This is a genomic window from Kribbella solani (assembly GCF_014205295.1).
Lineage (GTDB): Bacteria > Actinomycetota > Actinomycetes > Propionibacteriales > Kribbellaceae > Kribbella > Kribbella solani.
Genome location: NZ_JACHNF010000001.1, coordinates 4,806,073 through 4,831,070, shown reverse-complemented (window position 1 = coordinate 4,831,070; position 24,998 = coordinate 4,806,073). Strand labels below are relative to the sequence as shown.

The window sequence follows — 24,998 nt, the reverse complement described above, 5'->3', positions numbered from 1 at the left end:
CATTCTGCGTCGTGCTTGATTCCACGGCTCGCGACGCGCCAAGGTGGCACCATGAGCGACGACAACCGTGAGGACTACGGCAGCTACTCGGTCGACGACGAGGACCAGTTGCAGCCCGGCGACACTCTCGACGACCGGGGCGTCGACGACCTGCTCGACGAGGGCTACTCGCCACCGGAGAAGTGGTCCGCCGGTGAAGGCTTCGGCACCACCGCCGACGAGGCACTCCAGGGCGAGTCGCTGGACCAGCGGATCGCCCAGGAGAACCCCGACGTCGACCCGTACGCGGAGGACGGTGAAGCCGTCGGCGGCCCGGAGGTCGGCACCGAACGCTCCGGCCGCCTGGTCGCGCCGGACGAGGGTTCACACAGCGACGAGGACAGCGAGCTCTACGCCGAGGACGTCGGCATCGACGGCGCCGCGGCCGGCGCCGAAGAAGCGGCCGTCCATGTCGTGAACGACGACGAGACCTACGAACTGAACGACGACGAGAACTGACCTACCCCCTCCGTTTTGCGCTGTTCCATTTGAGAGGTGAACCTCTGATCTTGTCCCTTCACCTCCGGTGTACGGGGTGTGAAGGGGCCATTTGAGGGGTGAACCCCTCAAATGGCGGATGGGTGGGGGCGGCGTGGGGTGACGGTCACTTGGGCTCCGCGCCGGGGGACCAGGGTGACGTTCTTGGCCTGGGCGGGTTCTGGGGCCGGGTGTGGGGCGTGGAAGTCGTACGCCGCGAGGGCCGCGCGGAGGATCTCGGTGCCTTCCATCAGCGAGAAGCCGGCGCCGATGCAGCGGCGGGCGCCACCGCCGAAGGGGATCCAGGTACCCGGCGCCGGCGGGTCGTCGGACAGGAAGCGTTGCGGGCGGAAGTCCCGTGGTGCCGGGAAATGCTCGGCGTCGCGGTGGACCAGGCCGATCGCGGCCATAATCGTCGTACCGCGGGGGAGCCGGTAGCCGGCCAGGTCGGTGGTTTCGGTAACGCGCCGGCCGACCTGGTACACCACCGGGTGCAGCCGCAACGCCTCCTTGACGATCGCTTCCAGCTCGTCGTCCGCTCCGGTGTCCGCTGCCCGCTGCCCGAAGGCGAGCTCGTCCGGCCGTCGCGCCAGCTCGTGGAACGCCCACGCCATCGCGGTCGCGGTCGTCTCGTGCCCGGCGAGCAGCAGCGTGACCAGTTGGTCCCGCAGTTCCTGGTCCGACCAGTTGCCTGCGGCAAGCAGTCGCGAGAGTACGTCGGTGCGGCCCGCGAACGTCTCACGGCGCTTGGCGATCTCGTCGGACAAGATGGCGTCGACGGCGCGCTGGGTGTCGAGGTAGCTCTTCCACGGCCGAACCCGGAGCAGCGCGGGGTAGAACGCGCCGAGCATGATCACCGGCGACACGGACACGATCTTGTCCAGCAGCGGCCGCAACGTTTTCAACCGGTCGGTGTCGGTGACGCCGAAGATCACCTGCAGGATGATCTCCAGGGTCAGGTTCCGCATCCGCTGATGCACCTTGAAGGTTTCCCCGATCGGCCATTTCGCCACCTCGGCCCGGGCCAGTTCGTGCACCATCCCGGCGTACCCGCGCAGTGCTGCTCCGGAGAACGCGGGCATCAACTGTTTACGCATCCGGACGTGGTCATCGTCGTCGAGCAGCAGCAGGGAATGCGAGCCCATGATCGGCTCCAGCACGGTGTTTCCTTCGCCGGCGTGCATCACCGCGGGCGAGCCGCCGAACACCTCGCGGATGTGATCCGGCCGGCTGAGTACGACACAGACCCGGCTGGACGGCACCAGCCGGATCGTGAACACGTCGCCGTACTTCGCCAGCATCCGCGGGAAGAACGTCCGCCGGTGACTGGCGAACAGGAACGTCTGGGCGAGCGTGGGCAGCTTGGGACCGGGCGGCAGCGTACGCGCCGTCTGCCGATCGAGCGTCCGGGAACCGAGCAGCGGTGTCGGAGCCATACTTTGCACGCTACGTCAGCCGGATGAACGCGCGAACAACGAACGGGGACCTTCACCCAAGCGGCGGCTTGGGCGAAGGTCCCCGTCCGGCGTGTCAGGACCGCTTGAAGCGCAGGGTCAGGATCTGGAACGGGCGGAGCTCGAAGGAGACTCCGTTGTCGTTCAGGTCCCGGTCCGCCAGCCGGCGCTCGAGCAGGTCGACCTCGGTCACCGACGCGGCCGCGAACGACGGCGTGACCGTCGCCCGGGCCCGGCCACCGGCCGACTCGTACAGCCGGACGATCACGTCGCCGGACTCGTCGTCGGCCAGCTTGACCGCCTCCACGATCACGTTGCCGTTGTCAACGGCAACGATCGGCTCGACCCCGTCGGTACCGGTCACGACCCGCTCCGGCAGGTTGATCCGGTAACCCTCCTCGATCGCCTCCGGGATACCGGCGCCGACCACCAGCGCGTGGTTCACCGTGTGTACGCCCTGGTCGGTCAACGGGTCGGGGAACCGCGGCGCGCGGATCAGCGACGTACGGATGGTGGTCGTCGTGCCACCGTCCTCCCGGGCGGTCCGGTTGATGTCGTGGCCGTACGTCGAGTCGTTGACGACCGCGACGCCGTACCCGGCCTCGCCGACGTGGACCCAGCGGTGCGCCGCGATCTCGAACTTGGCCGCGTCCCACGAGGTGTTCTGGTGCGTCGGCCGGAAGATGTGCCCGAACTGCGTCTCGGACGCCGACCGGTCCGCGTGCACGTCCACCGGGTACGCGGCCTTCAGGAACTTCTCCGACTCGTGCCAGTCCATCTCGGTCTCGATGTCGACCCGCTTCGCGCCCGGGCGTACCCGCAGCGTCTGCGTCACCGTCGACCGGTTGAACGACCGTTTCACCACCACGGTCGCCACCCCGTCGACCACGCTGAAGTCGAGGCTGTCGAGCTCGGTCACGTCGCGGACGTTGTTCTTGTAGAACGAGTCGACGTCCCAGGCATCCCAGTGGTTCGGGGTGTCGACGTGCAGTTGCAGCAGGTTGCCCGTCGTACCCGGCGCGATCACCTCGCGGTCGGCCTCCACGTCGTACAGGGAGGTGATCAGACCGCGCTCGTCGATGGTGACCCGGATGCGGCCGTTGTCGATGACGCCGTTGTCGACCGTGACCGACTGGCCTTCGCCGGCCGCGACGCCCGCGCCCAGCCCGGCCACGCCGCCGCGGGAGTGCGGCGCCGCGTTGAACACGATCTGAGCGTCACCAGCACCCGCGAGCGCCTGCTGCGCCTTGGCGATGATCGCGTTCAGCTCGTCGGCGACCCGCGCGTACGTCGCCTCGGCCTCACGGTGCACCCAGGAGATCGACGAACCGGGCAGGATGTCGTGGAACTGGTGCAGCAGCGCCACCTTCCACAGCCGGTCCAGATCCGCGTACGGGTACGTGTCGAGCTTGCCCGCGACCACAGCCGCCGTGCTCCACAACTCGGCCTCACGGAGCAGGTGCTCCGTACGCCGGTTGCCCTGCTTGGTCTTGGCCTGCGAGGTGTACGTGGCGCGGTGGATCTCCAGGTACAGCTCACCGGACCAGACCGGCGCGTGCTCGGAGTACTCCTCCTCGGCGGCGCTGAAGAACTCGGTCGGGGACTCGATCGTCACCTTCGGCGAGGACTCCAGGTCCTTCACCCGGCGCGCGGTCGCGACGAACTCACGGGTCGGGCCGCCACCACCGTCGCCGTACCCGAACGGGACCAGCGAGCGGGTCGCGGCGCCGTTCTCGGCGAAGTTGCGCTGCGCGTGCGCGAGCTCCCGGCCGGACAGGTCGGAGTTGTACGTGTCGATCGGCGGGAAGTGCGTGAACACCCGCGTACCGTCCAGGCCCTCCCACCAGAAGGTGTGGTGCGGGAACCGGTTCTCCTTGTTCCAGGAGATCTTCTGGGTCAGGAACCACTTCGAGCCGGACAGCTTCACCAGCTGCGGCAGCGCGGCGGTGTAGCCGAACGAGTCCGGCAGCCACACCTCCTGGGTGTCGATCCCGTACTCGTCCAGGAAGAACTTCTTGCCGTGGACGAACTGCCGGGCCAGCGCCTCGCTGCCGGGCAGGTTGGTGTCCGACTCCACCCACATGCCGCCCACCGGGACGATGGTGCCTTCGGCAACGGCCTTCTTCAGCCGCTCCCACACCTCCGGGTAGTTGTCCTTCACCCACGCGTGCTGCTGCGCCTGCGAGAACGCGAAGACCAGCTCCGGGTACTCCTCGGCCAGCGTCGCGACGTTGGACACCGTCCGCGCCACCTTGCGGCGGGTCTCGCGGAGCGGCCACAGCCAGGCGGAGTCGATGTGCGCGTGCCCGACCGCGGACAGCTGGTGCGCGCTCGCGTGCGCCGGCCGGCTGAGTACGTCGGTCAGCTGGGCGCGGGCGTCCGCGGCCGTACCGGCGACGTCCTCGTAGTCCAGCGCGTCCAGGGCGCGGCTCAGCGCGCGCAGGATCTCCCGGCGGCGCGGCTCCTGCGCGGACAGTTCGTGCTGCAGGCTGTCCAGCGCCTCGAGGTCCAGGATCAGGTCCCACACCTCGGCGTTGAAGACGGCCAGGTCGGCGCGGGTCAGCTGGTAGATCGGGGTGTCACCGAGCTTGGCGCCGATGTCGACCTTCGCGTACGCGTTGTCGAGCGGGATCTCGGGGTTGGCGGCTCCCTCGACGTAGAACTCGATCCGGTCACCCGGCGCGGCCGGCGTACCGTCCGGGCCGAGGATCGACAGCGGCGCGTACGTCTGCCGCGGGTGCAGGCCCTTCAACGGCCGGCCGGAGGTGGTGTGCACCAGGCCCTCCGCGGAGAACCCGGGACCGCCACTGAAACCGAGGTCGATGACCGCCTCGATCTCGCGGCCGGCCCACTCGGCCGGTACCTGGCCGCTGAACTTGAACCAGGCGGTGCCCCAGGCGGGGCCCCACGGCAGGCCGATCTGGGCCGGCTCGTAGGTCTGGGCGAGCGCCTCGGCGGGGGACACCGGCTCACCGGGTGCGTGCCACACCTCGATGTCCAGCGGGACCGCCGCGCCGTAGATCGCGGGGCGGAGCCGCTCCCGCAGGGCGCGCTTGAGCCGCTCCTCGATGAGTTGCCGGTCGTCGTGCACGAAATCAGCCTCCGGGGAAGGTCCTCACCGCGACCGCCTTCGGCCGCATGGATGACAACGCTGTCACACCTACCCCTGATGCGTCCAGACGCAGTTTTGCGGCACGCCTGTGAGTAGCGGTTGGGTTGCGGGCCGCGGACCTGGCTACCCCACGGCCCGGTTGTTGTCTAGGTTGTCTGCATGGATCGCCCCCGCCTGCTGACCCCTGACCGGCAACCCGGGCTGACCCGGCGCGGCATGTTCGGCCTCGGCGCGGCCGCCGCGTCGGCGCTGCTGCTGCCCGGCTGCTCGCGCGGCCGCGCCGACGAGCCCGCGCCGTCCGAGGCGGCGACGTTCGTGACCGGCAACAAGGGCGGGGTGTACTACGAGTTCGGCGCGGCGCTCAGCACGCTGGTCAGCGAGGTGACCGGCATGGAGCTGAAGCCGATGCCCAGCAACGGCTCGGTACAGAACCTGGTCGACGTCGCCACCGGCAAGGCCGAGCTCGGATTCTGCACGTCGGACTCGGCCTTGGCGGCGTACGAGGGCAGCGGTCAGTTCAGCGGCAACCGGCTCAAGTTCAGCGCGCTGGCCCGGGTGTACGACAACTACGTGCACGTGGTCGTACCGATGGCGTCCAAGGCGAAGAGCCTGCAGGACCTGAACCCGGACCCGGCCACCCCGGCCCGGAAGATGACGGTCAGCGTCGGCCCGAAGAAGTCCGGCACGCAGATCGTCGCGGACATGATCCTGGACGCGGCCGGCGTGGACGTGACCCGGGTGAACCTGACCCTCGAGCAGTCGGTCACCTCCCTGCAGAACAAGGCGGACGGTACGTCCAAGTCCGGGATCGACGCGTTCATCTGGAGCGGCGGCGTACCGACCGCGCCGATCGCCGGGCTGCAGAAGTCCACCGGCTTCCGGCTGCTGGACATCGGCACGGTGGCGGAGAAGATCGCGCTGGAGAAGTTCGGCGGTTTCGTGGTGTCGTCGATCCCGCCGTCGCAGTACGGCCTGGCCAGTTCAGTGCCTACCTTGGCCGTACCGAACTATCTGATCGCCAAGCCGAACCTGTCCGACTCCTGGGCGTGGTGGACGGTCAACACCCTCTTCCGCCGCCAGAACGACCTGATCCCCCAGCACCCCGAGGCCGGCGCACTGGACCCCCGCTCCGCCATCGCGACCATGCCGGTCCCCCTGCACCCCGCCGCCGAACGCTGGTACCGCCAGAACCACATCTGACCCCCAGCCGCTCACACCGGTGGATATCCACTGGTGTGGTGGGTTCTCCACCGGTGTGACGGTGGATAACCCACAACAGCAGTGGAGAAGCTCAGGCGTCGTAGTCGTCGATCAGGGGGACGCGGACCTCGATGACTAGGCCGCCGCCGATCGGTGGGCGGGCGACCACGCGGCCGCCGACCCGGGCCGCCTCGGAGCGGACGATCGCCAGGCCGAGCCCGGTACCCGGCATCTCGCGGTGGTGCGCGCTGCGCCAGAACCGCTCGCCGACCTTCTTCAGATCGCGCGAGCCGAGCCCCAGGCCGTGGTCACGCACCGACAGCACTACTTCGGTACCGTCCCGGGTGACCGACACCTCGACCGGTGGCGCGCCGTACTTGGAGGCGTTGTCGAGCAGCACGTCGAGGATGTCGTCGACCTCGAGCTCGGGCGCGACCCCACCCGGAACCATCTCGCCGATGATCAGCTCCAGGTCGTCGGCGGAGTACACGGCCTTCCAGCCGACCAGCCGCTCCTTGACCGCCTGGGCCAGGTCCAGCGGCTCTTCGTTGCCGTCGGCATCGGCCGACGGACGGTCCGAACCGGCCAGCCGGGACAGCCGCTGCACGATCCGGCCGAGCCGGTCGATGTCACTGAGCGCGAAGCGCGCGGTCGGCGACAGCCGGGACAGGCCCTCGATGTGGATGCGCGCGGACGTCAGGGGCGTACGCAGCTGGTGTGACGCGTCCGCGACGAACTCCCGCTCGCGCTGCCTCGCCTGGTGCAGGCTCAGCGCCATCGAGTTGAAGCTGTCGCCCAGCCGCCGGAGCTCCGGTGCGCGCCCGTCGGTCGACACCCTGGTGTCCAGAGCGCCTCTGGTGATCTGGTGAGTAGCGTTGTCCAGGTCCTGCAGCGGGCGTAGTACCCAGCGGGTGATCGGCCGGACGATACCGACGATGATGGCGCCGATGCTGATCAGCAGGCCGCCCAGGAGCAGCAACAGCCCGCTCTGTACCTGGTCGCGGGCCTTGTCGGTCGGCACCCGCAGCACGGCCGCACCGAGCACGCTGCCGTTGTTGACGACCGGACGGGACACGACCATCTCACCGGTCCGCCACGGCCACATCGCCGGCGGCTCGGGTGGCAGCCGGCCGGCCAGCGAGCTGTGCAGTACGGCCGCGATGTCGTCTTCCTTGACGTTCACGCCGGACTCGGACGTCGCCACGACCCGGGAGTCGACGTCCACGACGAAAACCGGGGTGTTGTACAGCTCGTGGTACCGGACCGCGAGTTCGCGCAGGTTGGCGATGTCACCGGTCTGCAGTGGGGACTCCGCCATCGTGGCGAACCAGTCCGCGTCGTTGCTGCGGGACAGGAAGAGCGTGCGTGAGGTGCTGGTGGCGATGAAGTTCGCCAGCGGGATGACGGCGACGATGGCCAGCGCAACGACCATCGGGACGAGGGACTGCAGTAGTCGACGGCGCAACGGTCAGTCCGAACCGAGGCGGTAACCGACGCCGCGAATGGTCTGGACCAGCTCCGGCCGGCCGAGTTTGGCGCGCAGGCTGGCGACGTGTACGTCCATGGTCCGCGACGACGCCTCGAACACCGACTGCCAGGCGTACAGCGCGACCTGTTCCCGGGGGACCACCCGGCCGTGGTGCGCGGCCAGCACTGCGAGCACGTCGAACTCCTTGCGGGTCAGGCTGATGGGCTTGTCCGCCACCTGAACCGTTCGGGCCTCGATGTCGACGGTCAGGTCGCCGACAGTCACCCGAGGGCGGGGCTGCAAGAGACCGGTACGCCGTAGTACAGCATCGATGCGGGCCAGCAGCTCGGAAATCGCAAAGGGTTTCACCACATAGTCGTCGGCCCCGCTGCGCAGCCCGCGGACCCGGTCGGCCGCCTCGCCACGCGCCGTCACCGCGATCACCGGTACGTCCGAGACCGTCCGGATCTGCCGGCAGACGTTGATGCCGTCCCCGTCCGGCAGCCCCAGGTCGAGCAGGACCAGATCGCCGGGGTCCGCCGCCAGGGCGTCCGCCGCCGTCCGGACGTGCGTCACCATCAGGCCGTACCGCCGCAACGCGGGTATCAGCGCATTGGCGATATCGAGATCGTCCTCGACCAGCAGAATCCGGACCGCGCCACTCATGCGGTGATCGTAGGCCAGGTCACGGCCCGATGTGTCAGATCTTGGTAAAGACGTAATCACGTGACTCCACGCAGTGTTCGGCAACATTAGCCTTCCGGGCACAGGAAGGAGCCGGTCGATGACTGTCGGTGTTGACAGCGGGAGTGGCGTGACGGCGCCTTCCGCGGAGGAACTTGCCGAGTACGAGCAGGAGCGCCCCGCTCGGCGGCTGCGCCCTGCCCTGAATCTGGTGATTTCGGTCTGGTGCGCGATCATCAGCGTCGGCGTACTCGCGCAGGTGTTCTTCCCTTTACCACAAGGCACGCAGTTCTACCTGGTGATCTTTCTCGCAGCGATCCTGCCGATCACCCTGCTCTGCTACCGCGGGATCAAGGTGCCCGCGGTGCTCAACCCCTTCAAGGCGCGTACGCACGATGATCCTGGGCTGATCGACTGGATCCTCGCGATCGTGGCGCTCGCGGTGTGCGTGTACCCGTTGTTCGGCTTCGACGGTTTTCTCGAACGCCGGCAGGAGCCGACGACGCTGGATGTGATCACCGGCGCCTTGTTGCTGATCCTGTTGCTCGAAGCATGCCGCCGGACGACCGGCTGGGTGCTTCCGGCGTTCAGCCTGCTGTTCATCGCGTACGCGTACTACGGCGGCTACCTGCCGTACACGTGGTCGTTGGCGCATCAGGGATTCAACTTCGACGCGATCATCGCGCAGTTCACGATGGGTACGGCCGGGTTCTACGGGACGCCGCTGAACGTCGCGGCCTCGTACATCGTGCTGTTCACGATCTACGGCGCGGTGCTCGACTACTCGGGCGCGGGCAAGTTCTTCATCGAGCTGTCCTTCGCCGCGTTCAAGCGCAGCCGGACCGCGCCGGGGCGTACGGTCACGCTGGCCGGGTTCCTGCTCGGCAGCGTGTCCGGATCGGGGACGGCGACCGCGGTGTCGCTCGGGACCGTGTCCTGGCCGATCCTGCGCCGCGCCGGGTACCCGCCGGAACCGGCCGGCGGCATGCTCGCCGCGTCCGGGATCGGGGCGATCCTGTCCCCGCCGACGCTCGGCGCGGCGGCGTTCATCATCGCGGAGTTCCTGCAGGTCTCGTACCTGAAGGTGCTCGGGTTCGCGGTGATCCCGACCATCCTGTACTACCTGGGCATCCTGCTCGCGATCGAGATCGACGCCCGCAAACACGGCACCACCTCGGCGGAGACCTCGCAGCAGTCCGCGTGGCGGTTGCTGCTGCGGTTCGGGTACCACTTCCTGTCGCTGTTCGTGATCATCGCGTTCATGGCGGTCGACATCCCGCCGTTCAAGGCAGTCGTGTACGCGGTGGTGATCCAGTTCGCGCTGTCCTTCCTGGACCGCGAGCACCGGTTGACCGCGCGGCCGCTGTTCAATGCGCTTGCCCAAGGCACCCGTTCGGTGCTGCCGGTGGCGGCGACCTGCGCGACCGCGGGCATCATCGTCGCCGTCACCACCCAGACCGGTCTCGGGCTGAACCTGGCCGAGATCATCGTCGGGGCCGCGCGTGGAGTGACGGACAACCACACCGTCGTACTGATCCTGACCGTGCTGCTGTCCGCGATCGCGGTACTGATCCTCGGACTCGCCGTGCCGGTGACCGCGTCCTTCATCATCGCGGCGGTGATCATCTCGCCGGCGCTCGTGCACCTCGGCGTCACGCAGCCCGAGGCGTACATGTTCATCTTCTACTACGCAGTCCTCTCCGAGGTCTCGCCGCCGACCGCGCTGGCCGCCGTCGCGACCGCCGCGATCACCGGCGGCAAGGTGATGCCGACGATGTGGCAGGCGTGGAAGTACACGCTGCCGGCGTTCCTGGTGCCGTTCGCGTTCGTACTCACGGACAACGGCTCGTACCTGCTCGGTCAGGGTTCGCTGGTCGGCATGGTGTGGACGACGCTGGTGTCGATGCTCGCCGTCGCGGCGCTCGCGGTCGTCACCGGCGGATGGGTGTTCGTGAAGGCCAGTTGGCTCGAGCGAGCGGTGTGCGTACCGGCCGCGGCGCTACTGCTTTACCTCGCGCCCGTAACCATCACGGCCGGAATCTGTTTGCTACTTGTTGCCGTCGTCCTCAACCTGGTCCGGCGGCAGCGCCAGGCCTCTTCCGTGGAAGGAACCGTTGCCTCATGAGACTCCGTCGCCTCCCCACCGCCGCGGTGGCGATCGCAGCCGTCGTCGCGCTCACCGCCTGTGGCGGCCAGCGCCAGCCCTCCGGGTCCGGTACCGCGTCCGGCGGCCGGCTGACGATCGCGACCGGCAACACGACGGGTGTCTACTACCAGCTCGGTGGCGCGCTGGCATCGGTGATCTCGCAGAAGGTGTCCGGCTATCGCGCCACCGCCAGCGAGACCGGGGCCTCCGTCCAGAACATCCAGGGCCTGGTGGCGGGCAACTACGACATCGCGTTCTCGCTCGGCGACACGGCCTCGGATGCGGTCAAGGGTGAGCACAGCTTCACCTCGAAGCAGGACGTGGTCGCGCTGACCCGGCTGTACAACAACTACACGCAGGTCGCCGTACGTACCTCGGCCGGGATCAACTCGATCGCGGACCTGAAGGGCAAACGGGTCTCGACCGGCTCGCCCAACTCCGGGACCGAGGTGATCGCGCGCCGCCTGCTCACGGCTGCCGGACTCGACCCGGCCAAGGACGTGACCGCGCAGCGGCTCGGGCTGCCGGAGTCCGTGGACGCGATGAAGTCCGGCTCGATCGACGCGCTGGTCTGGTCCGGCGGGCTGCCGACCGGCGGGATCACCGACCTGGTCACCAGCATGGGCAAGGGCGTCAAACTGCTGCCGATCGCCGACCTGCTGCCGAAGCTGGAGGAGAAGTACGGTTCGGTCTACGCGCAGGCGCCGATCCCGGCGGCGACGTACAAGCAGGCGGCCGACGTACCGACCATCGTCGTACCGAACGTGCTGCTGGTCCGCAAGGACATGAAGGACGACCTGGCTGAGCAGCTCACCAAGGTCGTCTACGACAACCTGGACGCGCTGGTCGCCGTGAACGCGGCCGCCAAGGGCATCACGCTCGACAACGCCGACAAAACCGACCCGGTGCCGCTGCACCCCGGCGCGAAGAAGGCCATCGATGGACTGAGATGACCGCATACCGGCCGTACCGTACGGGCACCGGGGTACCGGAGCTGGTTCTACGGCCGCCCCAGAGACCGTCCTTTTCCGCACACCAGGCGCAGCGGGAGAGGACGACGGACCCGACATCGCACAACAGGCGCAGCGATGCCGGGACCAACGCCGGCCCCCACAACCAGGCGCAGTGAGAGCCGGCAGACCGGGCCCACCCCCACGGAGGCATCCAAAGGGGCGGGCCCGGTCACCTTTCTCACCACCGCTGAGGGTCTTAGTGGGGTTCCTCTTCGCGGGGCATCGGGGTTCCGTACAGGTAGTGGGAGAGCGCGGAATCCCGTTTCGGGTGGGCGTGGTACTTGATCGGCACGACGCGTCCTTCGGCGCTGTCCCAGGCGCTGTCCGCCATCCGCCACATCCGGTGCGCGATCCGCCCGACCCGTCCGGTATGCGGCGACGATGGGTGCGCGCGGGTCGGCGCGACCTCCTCGGCCTCCAACAGATCCTCGGTCAGCGCGTTCACGCGCGAGTCATCCAGGTGCTCGCACAGTTGCCGGCTGCACGACGCTTCCATCGCCTCGTGCTCGGTCAGTAGTCGATCGATGTGCTGCCAAAGATCTTCGTGATGCAGATGCAGGAACCGGCTGTCACCGTACTGCCGTCCCTTCAGGAAGCGCAGCGAACGCTCAAGTTCCTTCGCGTTCCCGACGTACCTGACCACCATCGCGGCCCCGTCCGGCAACTCCCGCACCCGAGGCAGCAACACATCCTCCGCCGCGGCCAGATGCTGCGCCGCGATCGCGTAGAACCAGTCCGTCTGATGCCGCCGCTCAGGATGCGCCGCCGCCGGATGATGAGCCGGCTCCGCCAACTCCCGAATCCGCGCATGCTCATAACCCAGCGCCATCTCCAGCGTCGAAGCGGCCATGAGAACCACCTCCAGAGGTACTCCTCCCAGCGTCCCCCCATCCGCCCGGCCCCGCAACCACCCCACCCCGCTCCGTAACCTCAAACCCACTGGCAGCTGCCGCGCGACCGGTTAGAATCACTGCAGACGGACGGTTGGCGGTTGTCGGCCCGTCCGTAGACCTTCGTTGGAGAGGCTGTTCATGACGCAAGGCGTTTGGGGTCGGGTGCTTCGCGACCTGCCCGGCCGGCCGGGCACGCGCTGACACGGTAGTTACGGACGTGTCGTCGCGTGCTGCGCGGGAATGCAGCAATGCGATGCCAGCTGGGCATCCTTGAACTTGCCGTGTCGCAGATGGCCATTTGCCAGCTTCGACACCACGACGCGGACAGCCTTCGGGTAGTCGAACCTGGCACCACCGCAAACCTGCGAAGGTGTCATGTACCCCAACGAAACGCAACGCCGCATCATCGTCACCGGGATGGCCGGAGCCGGGAAGTCCACGTTCTCCCGGGCGCTCGCGGTCAGGTCCGGACTGCCGCTCATCCACTTGGATCTCCATTTCTGGAAGCCAGGCTGGACCGAACCTTCAGAGGCCGAGTGGCGCGAAAAACAACGCGCTCTGCTGGCCGGCAACGCCTGGATCGTCGACGGCAACTACGCCGAGACGCTCGATCTCCGGCTTGAACGCGCCGACACCGTGGTGGTCCTGGCCACCTCGTGGTGGCGGTGCGCCGTGCGCGCGCTGCTGCGCGGCTGCCGAATGCCGGACACGCTGCCTGAAGGCTGTGAGTACTCGGCCTGGCAACGGCTGCGTGCTGAATGGCGCCTCGTCCCGCTCATCTTGCGGAACCGGCACGGGGAGCTCGAACACGAGCAAGCAATCATCGCCAGCCACGGGCAACACACGAACCGGCACGTCCTCAAGTCCAAATGGGCGATCAGGAAATTCCTGGACGGCTCGCCCGACGTCGCGGGGAGAGGACACGGCGATGGAAGCAACTGACATACGGCGTGTGGGAAGGGGATGCGGCGATGGAGGTAACTGACGTACGGCGTGTGGGAAGGGGATGCGGCGATGGAGGTAACTGACGTGCGGCGTGCGGTGGTCGCGGCGAGGTCGACCGCCTCAGATCTCGGGCTGGCCGTCGATGACGCGATCGTTCTGAGCGACTCCAACCGGCTCGTCATCCGCCTGATGCCCTGCGACACCGTCGCCCGAGTCACCCCCACGACGCATTTCGCCAGCGCGGAGCAAGAGGTTGAACTCGTGCGGCGGCTGGCGCGTACGGGCAGCCCGGTCGCTCCACTCGAGCCTCGGGTCGAACCACGGGTCTTCGTGCGTGACGGTTTCAAGATCGCCCTGTGGGCCTACGTCGAACCTGTCCGGTCTCGAATGCTTCCACCGGCCGAGTACGCGCGGACGCTCGCTCGTCTTCACGCCGGCCTGCGGCGGATCGAGGTCACGACGCCACACTTCATGGATCGAGTGGCGTCTACTCGAAGAGACGTTGCCAGCCGTGACATCACGCCCGATCTCACGGATCCGGACCGGACGCTGCTTGCAGACACGCTGCACGATCTGGGTCAGTCGATCGTCAACCGGCGCGGCGCCGAACAGCTACTGCACGGCGAACCGCACCCGTTGAACATCCTCGACACGAAAAGCGGCCCGCTCTTCATCGACTTCGAGAACACCGCCCGCGGGCCCGTCGAGTACGACCTGGCTTGGGTGCCAAGTGAGGTCAGCCGGCACCACCCCGACGCCGATCATGATCTGGTCGGCGCGTGCAGGGGTGTCGTACTCGCGATCGTCGCAACGCATCGTTGGAGTGTCGGCGACCAGCACCCGAGCGGCCGGGAATCGGGAGTGGCGTTTCTTCGCGTACTGCGGGAAGGGCCTCCTTGGCCGGCGCTCGATGAGGTCGTTTGGTAAAGCAACATTCCTACTGACCAGTGCCCGAACCCGACCCCCTGCAGCAGGACGTCGCGTACCGGACCACGCCCCTCGGCGTGTTCTCGGCGCACCGCCGGGGGTCGGGTGGGTTTGGGTCGGGACAGGCCGCCTGAGGTGGTTGTCAGGCGTCGGAGCTCTTCTTCCAGAGGTTGATGCCGGCTTCTACGGCGTCGGCGTCGATGGCTTCCAGCTCTTCGGGGGTGAAGTGGAGGTTGCGGACGGTGGCGAGGTTGTCTTCGAGTTGGGCGACGCTGGAGGCGCCGATCAGGGCGCTCGTTACGCGGTCGTCACGGAGGGTCCAGGCGAGCGCCAGTTGAGCCACCGACTGGCCGCGCTGACTGGCGATCTCGTTCAGGGCGCGGACGTGCTTGAGGGTGTCTTCGGTGAGCGAGTCCGGGTTGAGCGACTTGCCCTGGGCCGCGCGGGAATCGGACGGGATGCCGTCCAGGTACCGGTTGGTGAGCACGCCCTGCGCCAGCGGAGAGAACGCGATCACGCCGACGCCCAGCTCGCCGACCGCGTCGAGCAGGTCCTCCTCGATCCAGCGGTTGAGCATCGAGTACGACGGCTGGTGGATCAGCAGCGGCGTACCGAGCTCCTGCAGGATGCGGGCCGCCTCCCGGGTCCGGTCCGCGGAGTACGACGAGATGCCGGCGTACAGCGCCTTGCCCGAACGGACCGCGGTGTCGAGCGCGCCCATCGTCTCCTCGAGCGGCGTGTCCGGGTCGAACCGGTGCGAGTAGAAGATGTCGACGTAGTCGAGGCCCATCCGGCTCAGGGACTGGTCGAGCGAGGCGAGCAGGTACTTGCGGGAGCCGCCGCCCTGCCCGTACGGACCCGGCCACATGTCGTATCCGGCCTTCGACGAGATGATCAGCTCGTCCCGGTACGGCTTGAAGTCGCGGGCGAAGTGCGTGCCGAAGTTCGTCTCGGCCGAACCGTACGGCGGGCCGTAGTTGTTCGCCAGGTCGAAGTGCGTGACGCCGAGGTCGAACGCCCGGCGCAGGATGTCGCGCTGCGTCGTGAACGGCTTGTCGTCGCCGAAGTTGTGCCACAGGCCCAGCGAGATCGCCGGCAGTTGCAGCCCGCTCCGTCCCGTCCGGCGGTAGCTCATCTGGTCGTCATACCGGCCCTCAGCCGCCACGTAGTCAGTCACGGAACCACAGTCTGCCCCATGTCCCAACATGTGCAAACCCCCTTGTTTTCCAGCAGAAACCGTGGCTCTGACATCAAGAACCCGGCCTTCTTGATCTGTGTGGTCAGAGCAGGGTGGACCAGGGTTCGGGTGGGGTGCCGGCGAAGAACCGAAGAACCCCGAGGAGCCGACTGGCCGGTGGAGCGGTCCAGTGCCGCTGGTTCGGCCACGGGGCGGCCGGGAGTTTCGAGAGAGCCCAGGACAGATGCAGCCAGAGAATGCCCGCGGCCAGCTCGTCCTCGGATACGGGTCGGCTGGAGGCGGAGGCGGAGGCGGAGGCGGTGGCGGAGGCGGAGGTGGTTGGGGAGGAAGTGGTGGAGGAGGAAGTGGTGGAGGAGGAAGTGGTGGAGGAGGAAGTGGTGGTGGTTGGGGAGGAGGTGACGGTGGAGGAGAAGGAAGAGGACGGTGACGAGGACGACTGGTTGGTGTGGTGGAGGTAGGGCGGGAGGAGGGTGGCTACGTCGGGGAGGGGGAGTTTGGCGAAGTCCATGGCGGGTGGGGCCCAGGCGGCGTCGCCCCAGTCGATGAGGGCGCGGAGGGTGTTGTCGGGGGCGACGAGGAGGTTGTGGGTGGCAACGTCGCCGTGGATGAGGACCTTCGGGCCGGTTCGGTCGAAGCGGTCGGCGAGGCGGGTGAAGCAGGTGGTGAGCCAGTTGGCCGTGTCTGGGTCCAGGTAGCCCCGGGTAGCGAGGTCGTCGACCGTGCGGTGCGGATCACCCCAGTCGTCCTCAGGCAGGCCGGGTATGAACGCCAGCAGGCAGTCGGCTCCCTCGTCAGCCGGGCGCGGGCTCGAGAGCTGGGGCGGTTGCGGCGGCGGGCTCGGGAGGAGGGGCGGAAGCGGCCGCGGGGACGGGCTCGTGAGTGGGGGCGGAAGCGGCTGCGGGGCCAGGTCCGAGAGCGCGGGCGGAAGCGGCTGCGGTTGCGGGGGCGGGCTCGAGAGCGGGGGCGAAAGCGGGTGCGGGCGTGGGGACGGTGGGGTGGTGGTGGGGAGGAGTTGGTGGAGGTGGGCCAGTTCGGCGGCGAGGGTGGTGGGGGTGGTGTGTGGTTCGGTGCCGTGGACTCGTTGCATTACCGCGTAGGGGGCGGGGATCAGTTGGAGGGTGGGGTCGTAGTCGACGATCGCGGGGGTGAGGACGCCGGCCTGGCAGGCGATCGGGACGACCTGGGTTTCTTTGTGGAGATCTTGTTCGAAGCCGGGGCGGGAGACTCGGAGGAACAGGTCGGCGCCGAGGACGAAGGCGCGGTTGGCCACGCCGCCCGGGACCTCTTCGATCTGCGACGGCTCGACGCCGTGCCGGCGCGCGATCGCGGTGATTTGGTCCAGGAAGTCCTGCTGCTCGCCCAAGCTGGTTCTCCGTCGTTCAGGTCGGCCACCGGTGCGGTTCACGTGCACCGAGTTTGATGTACTGCCACTGTGCGTGTCGATGTTGATCCGGAGGCGGTCGGGCGGCGTGAGTTCTACGCGTTGCTCAACTCCGTGGTCGTGCCGCGCCCGATCGCGTGGGTGTCGAGCCGCTCGGCCGACGGTGTGCTGAACCTCGCGCCGCACTCGTTCTTCACCGTGTCCTGCGTGCAGCCGCCGATGGTGCAGTTCACCTCGGTCGGGCGGAAGGACAGCCTGAACAACGTGGAGGCGACCGGCGAGTTCGTGGTGAACTTCGCCGCCGAGCCACTGTACGAGCAGGTGAACGCGTCCGGGACGAATTTCCCGCCGGAGGTGTCGGAGTTCGAAGCGGTCGGCGTCAGCCCCGAGTCGTCCCGGACCGTCGGCGTACCACGGGTGGCGGAGTCGCCGGTGGCGATCGAATGCACGCTGCACCAAACCCTCGAACTCGGCGACTGCACGCTGGTGATCGGCCGGGTCCGGCACATCGCGGTGGATGCGGCGATGCTGGACGGCGACCATCCGGAAGTACGCCGGCTCCGTCCGCTGGCCAGGCTCGGCAAGGACGAGTGGAGTACGTTGGGCGTGATCCGCTCGATCAAGCGGATCAGGTACGCCGATTGGCCTGGGCATTTCACACCTCCGGATCACTGACACATTTGTTGCTCGGGGCATCTTTTCCGAGTTCGTGGTCGGCCAGCTGCTTGGTGAGGGATTCGAGCACCGGGGACATTCGCAGCGGGGTGTGATCCGGCAGCACGGTCGTGGCTGGAAGCCAGTCGAGATCGGGTGTCACCAGAAAGACCTCTGGTGACAACGGCCCCGGGTCGTGGCTGTAGCAACGGCCGGCCACGTTCAGCATCAAGCCGAGCGCCGGGATCACGCTGAGGTCCTTGATCACGTGCAAGATGAGGGTGTCGCGAGCCGGCACGGCGGCCAGTACGCCATGGGGCGCGTGCTCTACCTTGAGCGACTCCCGAAGCACGGTGTCCAGGACGAGCGCGCGGGACGCCGCGAAAGGGCTTCCGGTGATGGCGGCGAGGCGGAACTCGTCATGGTCGAAGAACTCGACGTGGTCGGTCAGGCGACGGAGGTTCGCCAGACCGTACGCCTCGGCCTGGTCCCAGCTGATGCCGAGGTCGGACGCTTTCAGGTACATGGTGATGATGCCGTCGGCTGCCGTGGCCGGGACGGACAGCAGGCCGGGGACGAATTCGGGACGGTCGATGCTCCAGTCGGGTGGCAGGGAGGCACGGGGTACCAGGCGTTGAACGAGCTCGCGTTGCGGATCATCGGGTAGCGGCGCGGTGCCTTTGTCGAGTTTGTCCAGGAGATCGGTGAAGTGCTCGGTCACCAAGTCAGGCCAGAAGCTCTCCGGGTGACCGGCCAGGACCCGGGCGAGGTTGCTCAGGCCGAGCACCTGATTGTCTGATGGGTCGGCAGCGACCAGGGTGGAACCGCCTTGGTAGGTCAGGGCGAGGCCGAGGTCTGCGGTAGTGGACAGCGCGAGCTGGACGAGTCGCTCGGACTCGCGCTGGGACAACGGCGGCAGGACCTGGCTGGCGTGGTCGGCATGGTCGCCGTGGTCGGGATTGTTGCCGTGGGCATGTTGGGTGGTTTCGAGGGGCATCGGAAGTCCTCCTTCGGCAGAGAAAGTACGAGGATCGGCCGCCGCGGGAGGGTGGAAATCCGAAGTTGTGGATAAACGCGGGTTAGTCTGCGCACGTCCCGGCAGCAGGCCGCGGACCCAGCAGCCGCCAAGGAGTACGTATGTCCAGCAGCCCGTTGTCGCGGCCGACCTCCGAGACCCGGCTGTCGTTGTCGCACATCACCGCGCAGAACGAGACCAACCTGCTCGGTACGGTGCACGGTGGCGTGATCATGACGCTGGTCGACTCGGCCGCGGGTGTGGTCGCGGCGCGGCACTCGGGTGGACCAGCGGTGACGGCGTCGATGGACGAGATGGTGTTCCTGGTGCCGGTTCGCGTCGGCGATGTCGTGCATTTCAGCGCGCAGGTGAACTGGACCGGTCGCAGCTCGATGGAGGTCGGTGTCCGGATCACCGCCGATCGGTGGGACGCGGTGGGTCCACAGGTGCATGTGGCGTCGGCGTATCTGGTGTTCGTCGCGGTGGACGAAGCTGGGCAGCCGCGCGCGGTGCCGCAGGTGGTTCCGGTGACGGACGAGGATCGGCGGCGGTTGCGGGAGGCGGAGATCCGGCGCAGTCACCGGCTGGCCCGCCGGGCCGCGATCATCGCTTCCCGGCAGGAAGACCAGTCACAAGCAGATCAGGAGCGAGCTGGCGAAGGCCGCTAGCCGCGAGGCCAGGTCTCGAGAAGGCCGGCGGCGGCGCGCGTGGCGACTTCAGCGGCGTCTGGCATCGCAGCAACGCGGTAGCTGACCAGCGCACCCTCGTGCAGTAGCAGCAGTCGATCCGCCAGCTCACCGCAGTCTGACAGCCCGGCCAGCCGTGCCTGCGCCTCGAACTCGGCCCGCAGCCAGCGCTTCTGTCCGACGATCACCGGCATTGCCGGATGGTCCGGCGCGGCCAGTTCGACGCTCGCGTTGATGAACCCGCACCCGTTCCGCGAGCCGGCCAGCCAATCGGTCAGCGCGGCGAACAACGCCAGGATCACCTCCTCCGGCGTCGACGGCTGCCGGGCCGCGAGCTGCTCATCGAGGAACAGGTGCCATTCCCGGTTCCGGCGCTCGAGATACGCGGCGATCAGCCGGTCCTTCGAACCGAACCGGTCGTACAGCGTCTTCTTCGTCACGTCCGCGGCCGCGGCGATCGAGTCGACCCCGACGGTCCGGATGCCCTGCTCGTAGAACAGGGTCGACGCGGCGGCCAGAATGCGCTCGCCGGCCGGGGTCAACCGGGGCGCGGCGGCCAGTTCACGGTCCACGATCAGTCTCAGCTGCTGGTCAAGCATACTGACAGTATACCGACCGGTGTGGTTACTCTCGCTCGCATGACCAAGTACAAGGCGCTCGCCCTGGCCGCCGGAGCCGGGTTCACCGTGTTCTGGAGCTGCGGCTTCATCGGCGCCCGGTGGGGTACGGAGTACACGTCCGCGTTCGATCTGCTCGCGTGGCGGTTCCTGGTCGCGGGCGCGATCGCGGCGGTCGTGCTGGCGGTACGGCGGCCGCGGATCTCACGCCGCGATCTCGTCACCCAGGTCTGGATGGCCGTGCTGACGCAGTTCGTGTACCTCGGACTGATCTTCACCGGGATCGATCACGGCATCACCGCCGGTGTCACCGCTCTCATCGGCTCCCTGCAACCGCTCGTGATCGCGACCGTCGCGGGACCGCTGCTGGGCGAGACGGTGAGCCGACGGCAATGGATCGGTCTGTTCCTCGGGCTCGCCGGCGTCGGCCTGGTCGTCGCGGACGATCTCAGCGCCGGCCACGTGCAGCCACTTCTGTTCCTGATCCCGGTCGCCGGACTTCTCGGCCTGGTCGCCGGCACGTGCCTCGATCGGCTTCGAAAGCCCGCTACGAGTTCACTCGACGCTCTCGCCGTACAGAGCCTGGCGTCGGCCGTACTGTTCACCGCGCTGGCGGCCGCGACCAACGAGCTGACCGTTCCGCGGGAACCGGCCTTCTACGGAGCGGTGTTCTGGCTCGTACTGTTCGCGACCGGTGGCGGCTGGGGTCTGTACCTCGTCAACCTCAAGCTTTCCGGCGCGACCCGCATCAGTTCGCTGCTCTATCTGGTCCCGCCGACCACGATGCTGTTCGCCTTCCTGCTCTTCGGCGAGACGATCGGCGTACTCGCCGTACTGGGCATGCTGATTTGTGCCATAGCCGTGATCCTGATCAGGGGCCGTGAACAAGTACGCTGCGGGGATGGCGGAACCCCGGTGGCTGGACCAGCGAGAACAACAGGCCTGGCGCGCGTACATCGCGGCGCAACGAGTAGTGAGCAGCCGGATCGAGCAGCAGCTACAACGCGACGCCGGAATTCCGCATACGTACTACGAGATCCTCGTCCGGCTGTCCGATGCGCCGGGCAACCGGCTCCGGATGAGTGAGCTGGCGGTTGCCACGCTGGGCTCGCGGAGCCGGCTCTCGCACGCGGTGAACCGGCTCGAGCAGCACGGTTGGGTGAAGCGCGAGGGCATCGAGTCCGACCGGCGCGGCCAGGTCGCGATCCTGACCGAGCTCGGTCGGCAGAAGCTCGTCGACACCGCGCCCGGTCACGTCGAGGAAGTACGCCAGTCGATCTTCGACGCCCTCACCGCGGAGCAGGTCGAGCACCTGTACGACGTTTGCGCGACGCTGGCCCGGCACTCCGGCGACACTGTCGACCGCGCCGCGTGGGAGCGGACCTGAGATGAGGCGTCCGGTCACGCTGATCGCGCTGACTGCCCTGTCCGTAGCCGGTTGCAGCAACGGCGGTCAGCCGACCGCCGGCCCGAGCACGATCCCGTCCTCCTCGGTGCCGACAACCGAAGCCACAACGCCGAGCCAGGCCCCGACCCAGACGCCAACTTCAACACCATCAGCAACGCAGCAGCCGAGCTGCGTGGACCAGAAGCTGAAGACGCTGACCATGCGCGAGCAGGCCGCTCAGCTGATCATGACCGGCATCAACGCCGACGGCATGACGTCGGCCCAGCGAGCGGTCGTCGAGGGTCAGAAGTCCGGCAGCATCCTGCTGGTCGGCAGTGGTGGCAGCCTCGCCCACACTCGCACCGCGATGGCCGCAGTGACTGACGCGGCCACGGTCAAGGGCATCCGGCCGCTGATCGCCGCGGACCAGGAAGGTGGTCAGATCCAGCGCCTCAAAGGCTCCGGCTTCGACCGCATGCCCGCCGCGACGGTCCAGGGCGAATGGTCCGCCGGCAAGCTGACCGCCAAGGCGCGGCAGTGGGGCAAGCAGCTCAAGCAGGCCGGCGTGAACGTCGATCTGGCGCCGGTCGCGGACGTCGTACCCGAGTCGCTGAAGGGGCAGAACGCGCCGATCGGCAAGCTCGACCGGGAGTACGGCAACACGCCCGATCAGGTCGGCCCGGCCGTACGGGCGTTCGTGCAGGGGATGAACCAGGCCGGTGTCGCGACCTCGGTGAAGCACTTCCCCGGGCTCGGCCGGGTACGCGGCAACACCGACTTCGCGGCCGGCGTCGTCGACACCACCACGGTCCGTGGCGACGCGGACCTGAAGCCGTTCGCGGACGGTATCGCCGCCGGTACGTCGATGGTGATGATCTCCACGGTCACGTACACCAAGATCGATCCGGACAATCGCGCGGTGTTCTCGCCGACCGTCGTCCAGGGCATGGTTCGTGGCGACCTCGGCTGGCGCGGGGTGGTGATCACCGACGACGTCGGCGCCGCCGCGGAGGTCGCGTCGATCCCGGCCGGTCAGCGGGCGACCCGGTTCGTGGCGGCCGGCGGGGACATCGTCATCAACGCCAAGTCCGCGCTGACCGAGCCGATGGTCGACGCGCTGGTCGCCAAGGCCCAGCAGGAGCCGGCCTTCGCCGTGAAGCTGACCGGTAGCGTGCGACGTGTGCTGACACTGAAGCAGGACCACGGTCTGGTGAGCTGCGGATGACCGAGTCGGGGCCGGAGGAGCAGGAGCCCGACTACCGCTTCACACTGGCGAACGAGCGTACCTACCTGGCGTACCTGCGGACCTCACTGGCCTGCTACGCCGGTGGGCTGTCGGCGGTGCAGTTTCTCGACCTCGGACCGGACCGCTGGCCGGCCCGGATCATCGGCATCGTTCTGGTCTGTGCCGGCGTCGTCACTACCGCCGGTGCGTTCCGTCGTTGGCAGCAGAACCAGAGCGCGATCCGGCGCGGCGGCGCGCTCCCGGTGACCAGGTTGCCGCTGATGCTGGGGGCAACCATCGCGGTGGTCGGCCTGATCGGCCTGCTGTTCTCCGTGTGGCGATAACTGTGGCGATGAGCACACCGGATCCGGGTCGCCAGCCAGAGCGGACTCTGCTCGCGTGGCGGCGTACGGCGCTCGGGCTGATCGCCAACAGCGCCCTGCTGCTTGCCTCCGGCCACGGCTCGTCGGATGTCCGGACCGGCCTCGGGATCGTCGTCCTGGTGCTCTCGCTGGGCTGCTGGGCCGCGGTGAGCGCCGTTTACCGGCGTACGAAGGGCGGCGCGGTGCATGCCCTCGGCCACGAGCACGTACTCCGGGTGGCTGCCGGTCTGGTCCTGGTCGTCGGGCTGTTCGACCTCTACGCGGTGATCACGCGATGAAACCGATCAGTTACCGACTGTATAACCCCTGACTGACCAATTCACCCCGACGCGCTACGTTGACCCCCGCGGGTGCCACGTCAACCGCAGGTTCCCTCTAGCATGTTCACGGTTTGTCCCTCGTTCATCCGGAGCTTGAAGTGCCGTTACGTCTGCGTCCGAACGACCCGACGTTCTACGACCTTTTCACCGAGTCCGCCAACCACCTCGTGGACGGATCCCGGATTCTGGCGGAGCTGCTCGGCAGTACGGCCGGTACCGGGCTGTCCAACAGCCATCAGATCGCCGCCCAGATGAAGGACGCGGAACACGCGGCCGACGAGACCACGCACTCGATCATCCGGCGGGTCAACTCGACCTTCGTCACCCCGTTCGACCGCGAGGACATCTACCGGCTGGCCTCCGATCTCGACGACGTGATGGACTTCATGGAGGAGGCGGTGGACACCATCCACCTCTTCAACCTGGAGAAGCTGCCGGAGGAGATCGCCGAGCAGATCGAGGTCCTGCAGCGCGCCGCCCAGCTGACCGCGGAGACGATGCCGCGGCTGCGCACGATGAAGGACCTGGCCGAGTACTGGATCGAGATCAACCGGCTGGAGAACACCGGTGACGCGGTGCACCGGCGGCTGATCGCCAAGCTGTTCAGCGGTGAGTACGAAGCGCTCACCGTGATGAAACTCAAGACCGTGGTCGACCTGCTGGAGGCCGCGATCGACGCCTTCGAGCACGTCGCCAACACGGTCGAGCAGATCGCCGTCAAGGAGAGCTGAGCGTGGAGCTCGCGCTCGTCATCGCCGTCGTCGTCATCGCGCTCGCGTTCGACTACACGAACGGTTTCCATGACGCCGCCAACGCGATCGCCACCTCCGTCTCCACCCGGGCGCTGACGCCACGCGTGGCGCTCGGGATGGCCGCGGCCTTCAACTTCCTCGGCGCCCTGGCCGGTACCGAGGTGGCCGAGACGGTCGGCAAGGGCATCATCAACACGCCGAGCGGCAAACACGGTCTGGTGATCGTGATCGCCGCGCTGATCGGCGCCATCACCTGGAACCTGATCACCTGGTACTTCGGCCTGCCCAGCTCGTCGACGCACGCCCTGATCGGTGGCCTGGTCGGTGCCGGGCTGGCCTCGACCAGCACGGTGCTGTGGTCCGGCATCGTGGACAAGGTCGTCATCCCGATGGTGCTGTCGCCGGCGGTCGGCTTCCTCGGCGCCTTCCTGCTGATGGTCGGCATCCTCTGGCTGTTCCGGCGCAGCAACCCGGGCCGGACCACGCGTGGCTTCCGGATGGCGCAGTCGCTGTCGGCGGCCGCGATGGCGCTCGGGCACGGTCTGCAGGACGCGCAGAAGACGATGGGCGTGATCTTCCTGGCCCTCGTCACCACCGGGCACGCCCAGCAGAGCGACGGCATCCCGCTCTGGGTGAAGATCTCGGCCGCGACCGCGATCTCGCTCGGTACGTACTCCGGTGGCTGGCGGATCATGCGTACGCTCGGCCGCCGGATCATCCACCTGGACCCGGCCCGCGGCTTCGCCTCCGAGGCGATCTCGGCGGCGGTGCTGTACGTGATGGCGATCGGCCTGCACGCCCCGGTCTCGACCACCCACACGATCACCTCCGCGGTGATGGGCGCGGGCGCGACCAAGCGGCTCTCGGCCGTCCGGTGGGGGGTCGCGAAGGGCATCGTCACCGCCTGGGTGCTGACCATCCCGGCGGCCGGCCTGGTCGCCGCGCTGGTTTACGGGCTGGCCCACCTGATTCTCGAGTAACTACATCGGGCCGGTTCATTTCGAATTCACTCACCAGGCCTA

General features: G+C 68.0%; 25 protein-coding genes. 15 read left to right on the top strand and 10 right to left on the bottom strand.

What is annotated here, in order from left to right:
• The first annotated feature begins 51 nt into the window (after window positions 1-51).
• Window positions 52-498 carry a DUF5709 domain-containing protein gene (locus HDA44_RS22010; RefSeq protein ID WP_184837327.1) on the top strand — a complete coding sequence of 149 codons (447 nt, stop codon included), beginning with the start codon at window positions 52-54 and terminating at the stop codon, window positions 496-498.
• Window positions 499-605: 107 nt separating this feature from the next.
• Here HDA44_RS22010 and HDA44_RS22005 read toward each other — a convergent pair whose 3' ends face one another.
• Complete coding sequence (locus HDA44_RS22005) at window positions 606-1,952, bottom strand: cytochrome P450 (RefSeq protein WP_184837325.1); 1,347 nt, start codon at window positions 1,950-1,952, stop codon at window positions 606-608.
• A 94-nt stretch (window positions 1,953-2,046) separates the two neighbouring features.
• On the bottom strand, window positions 2,047-5,061 hold the full coding sequence (locus HDA44_RS22000) for a glycoside hydrolase family 38 N-terminal domain-containing protein (protein ID WP_184837323.1): 3,015 nt from the start codon (window positions 5,059-5,061) through the stop codon (window positions 2,047-2,049).
• 180 nt (window positions 5,062-5,241) lie between these two features.
• On the opposite strand from HDA44_RS22000, the gene HDA44_RS21995 reads away from it, so the two are divergent.
• Entirely contained in the window at window positions 5,242-6,282 is a 1,041-nt protein-coding gene (locus tag HDA44_RS21995) for a TAXI family TRAP transporter solute-binding subunit (RefSeq protein ID WP_184837322.1), read from the top strand.
• Between the two features lie 91 nt (window positions 6,283-6,373).
• On the opposite strand, the gene HDA44_RS21990 is transcribed toward HDA44_RS21995, so the two are convergent.
• Both HDA44_RS21990 and HDA44_RS21985 read right to left on the bottom strand, forming a co-directional pair.
• Window positions 6,374-7,714 carry a sensor histidine kinase gene (locus tag HDA44_RS21990; protein ID WP_184837320.1) on the bottom strand — a complete coding sequence of 447 codons (1,341 nt, stop codon included), beginning with the start codon at window positions 7,712-7,714 and terminating at the stop codon, window positions 6,374-6,376.
• Window positions 7,715-7,750: 36 nt separating this feature from the next.
• Window positions 7,751-8,416, bottom strand: coding sequence for a response regulator transcription factor (locus tag HDA44_RS21985; protein WP_012918592.1), 666 nt, complete (start codon window positions 8,414-8,416; stop codon window positions 7,751-7,753).
• A 118-nt stretch (window positions 8,417-8,534) separates the two neighbouring features.
• On the opposite strand from HDA44_RS21985, the gene HDA44_RS21980 reads away from it, so the two are divergent.
• A complete protein-coding gene (locus HDA44_RS21980) occupies window positions 8,535-10,559 on the top strand; it encodes a TRAP transporter permease (protein WP_184837318.1) in 2,025 nt (674 codons plus the stop codon).
• Window positions 10,556-11,533: a TAXI family TRAP transporter solute-binding subunit gene (locus tag HDA44_RS21975; RefSeq protein ID WP_184837316.1), complete on the top strand. Its 978-nt coding sequence runs from the start codon at window positions 10,556-10,558 to the stop codon at window positions 11,531-11,533. The genes HDA44_RS21980 and HDA44_RS21975 overlap by 4 nt, the downstream gene beginning before the upstream one ends.
• 256 nt (window positions 11,534-11,789) lie before the next feature.
• On the opposite strand, the gene HDA44_RS21970 is transcribed toward HDA44_RS21975, so the two are convergent.
• Both HDA44_RS21970 and HDA44_RS21965 read right to left on the bottom strand, forming a co-directional pair.
• On the bottom strand, window positions 11,790-12,443 hold the full coding sequence (locus tag HDA44_RS21970; protein ID WP_184837314.1) for a hypothetical protein: 654 nt from the start codon (window positions 12,441-12,443) through the stop codon (window positions 11,790-11,792).
• A gap of 252 nt (window positions 12,444-12,695) precedes the next feature.
• The gene (locus tag HDA44_RS21965) at window positions 12,696-12,968 is read right to left on the bottom strand and encodes a hypothetical protein (RefSeq protein ID WP_184837312.1); all 273 of its coding nucleotides are present in this window, start codon (window positions 12,966-12,968) and stop codon (window positions 12,696-12,698) included.
• Window positions 12,969-12,972: 4 nt separating this feature from the next.
• On the opposite strand from HDA44_RS21965, the gene HDA44_RS21960 reads away from it, so the two are divergent.
• Window positions 12,973-13,428 (top strand): P-loop NTPase family protein, encoded by a 456-nt coding sequence (locus tag HDA44_RS21960; protein ID WP_184837310.1) that lies wholly within the window; start codon window positions 12,973-12,975, stop codon window positions 13,426-13,428.
• Window positions 13,429-13,500: 72 nt separating this feature from the next.
• Entirely contained in the window at window positions 13,501-14,358 is an 858-nt protein-coding gene (locus HDA44_RS21955) for a phosphotransferase (protein WP_184837308.1), read from the top strand.
• Between the two features lie 142 nt (window positions 14,359-14,500).
• Here HDA44_RS21955 and mgrA read toward each other — a convergent pair whose 3' ends face one another.
• Both mgrA and HDA44_RS21945 read right to left on the bottom strand, forming a co-directional pair.
• Window positions 14,501-15,565 carry an L-glyceraldehyde 3-phosphate reductase gene (gene mgrA / locus HDA44_RS21950; protein WP_184837306.1) on the bottom strand — a complete coding sequence of 355 codons (1,065 nt, stop codon included), beginning with the start codon at window positions 15,563-15,565 and terminating at the stop codon, window positions 14,501-14,503.
• A gap of 73 nt (window positions 15,566-15,638) precedes the next feature.
• Window positions 15,639-16,919, bottom strand: a complete 1,281-nt coding sequence (locus HDA44_RS21945) for a phosphotransferase family protein (protein ID WP_184837304.1) — start codon at window positions 16,917-16,919, stop codon at window positions 15,639-15,641.
• A 69-nt stretch (window positions 16,920-16,988) separates the two neighbouring features.
• Here HDA44_RS21945 and HDA44_RS21940 point away from each other — a divergent pair, with 69 nt between their 5' ends.
• Window positions 16,989-17,612 carry a flavin reductase gene (locus HDA44_RS21940; RefSeq protein ID WP_184837302.1) on the top strand — a complete coding sequence of 208 codons (624 nt, stop codon included), beginning with the start codon at window positions 16,989-16,991 and terminating at the stop codon, window positions 17,610-17,612.
• Here HDA44_RS21940 and HDA44_RS21935 read toward each other — a convergent pair.
• Window positions 17,593-18,588 (bottom strand): DUF1444 domain-containing protein, encoded by a 996-nt coding sequence (locus tag HDA44_RS21935; RefSeq protein WP_184837300.1) that lies wholly within the window; start codon window positions 18,586-18,588, stop codon window positions 17,593-17,595. The genes HDA44_RS21940 and HDA44_RS21935 overlap by 20 nt on opposite strands.
• Window positions 18,589-18,728: 140 nt before the next feature.
• Here HDA44_RS21935 and HDA44_RS21930 point away from each other — a divergent pair, with 140 nt between their 5' ends.
• The gene (locus HDA44_RS21930; RefSeq protein ID WP_184837298.1) at window positions 18,729-19,274 is read left to right on the top strand and encodes an acyl-CoA thioesterase; all 546 of its coding nucleotides are present in this window, start codon (window positions 18,729-18,731) and stop codon (window positions 19,272-19,274) included.
• On the opposite strand, the gene HDA44_RS21925 is transcribed toward HDA44_RS21930, so the two are convergent.
• On the bottom strand, window positions 19,271-19,891 hold the full coding sequence (locus tag HDA44_RS21925; protein WP_184837296.1) for a TetR/AcrR family transcriptional regulator: 621 nt from the start codon (window positions 19,889-19,891) through the stop codon (window positions 19,271-19,273). The genes HDA44_RS21930 and HDA44_RS21925 overlap by 4 nt on opposite strands.
• A 39-nt stretch (window positions 19,892-19,930) precedes the next feature.
• On the opposite strand from HDA44_RS21925, the gene HDA44_RS21920 reads away from it, so the two are divergent.
• The 7 genes from HDA44_RS21920 (at window position 19,931) to HDA44_RS21890 (ending at window position 24,956) form a co-directional block, all read left to right on the top strand.
• Window positions 19,931-20,995, top strand: coding sequence for a DMT family transporter (locus tag HDA44_RS21920; protein ID WP_184837294.1), 1,065 nt, complete (start codon window positions 19,931-19,933; stop codon window positions 20,993-20,995).
• Window positions 20,883-21,296 carry a MarR family winged helix-turn-helix transcriptional regulator gene (locus HDA44_RS21915; RefSeq protein ID WP_337906236.1) on the top strand — a complete coding sequence of 138 codons (414 nt, stop codon included), beginning with the start codon at window positions 20,883-20,885 and terminating at the stop codon, window positions 21,294-21,296. The genes HDA44_RS21920 and HDA44_RS21915 overlap by 113 nt, the downstream gene beginning before the upstream one ends.
• 1 nt (window position 21,297) lies before the next feature.
• On the top strand, window positions 21,298-22,521 hold the full coding sequence (locus tag HDA44_RS21910) for a glycoside hydrolase family 3 N-terminal domain-containing protein (RefSeq protein ID WP_202887489.1): 1,224 nt from the start codon (window positions 21,298-21,300) through the stop codon (window positions 22,519-22,521).
• A complete protein-coding gene (locus HDA44_RS21905; RefSeq protein WP_184837292.1) occupies window positions 22,518-22,865 on the top strand; it encodes a YidH family protein in 348 nt (115 codons plus the stop codon). Before HDA44_RS21910 ends, HDA44_RS21905 begins: the two co-directional genes overlap by 4 nt.
• An 8-nt stretch (window positions 22,866-22,873) precedes the next feature.
• Complete coding sequence (locus tag HDA44_RS21900) at window positions 22,874-23,182, top strand: DUF202 domain-containing protein (RefSeq protein WP_184837289.1); 309 nt, start codon at window positions 22,874-22,876, stop codon at window positions 23,180-23,182.
• A 140-nt stretch (window positions 23,183-23,322) separates the two neighbouring features.
• Window positions 23,323-23,955, top strand: coding sequence for a DUF47 domain-containing protein (locus HDA44_RS21895; RefSeq protein ID WP_184837287.1), 633 nt, complete (start codon window positions 23,323-23,325; stop codon window positions 23,953-23,955).
• A gap of 2 nt (window positions 23,956-23,957) precedes the next feature.
• Window positions 23,958-24,956, top strand: a complete 999-nt coding sequence (locus HDA44_RS21890) for an inorganic phosphate transporter (RefSeq protein ID WP_184837285.1) — start codon at window positions 23,958-23,960, stop codon at window positions 24,954-24,956.
• Window positions 24,957-24,998: the final 42 nt, after the last annotated feature.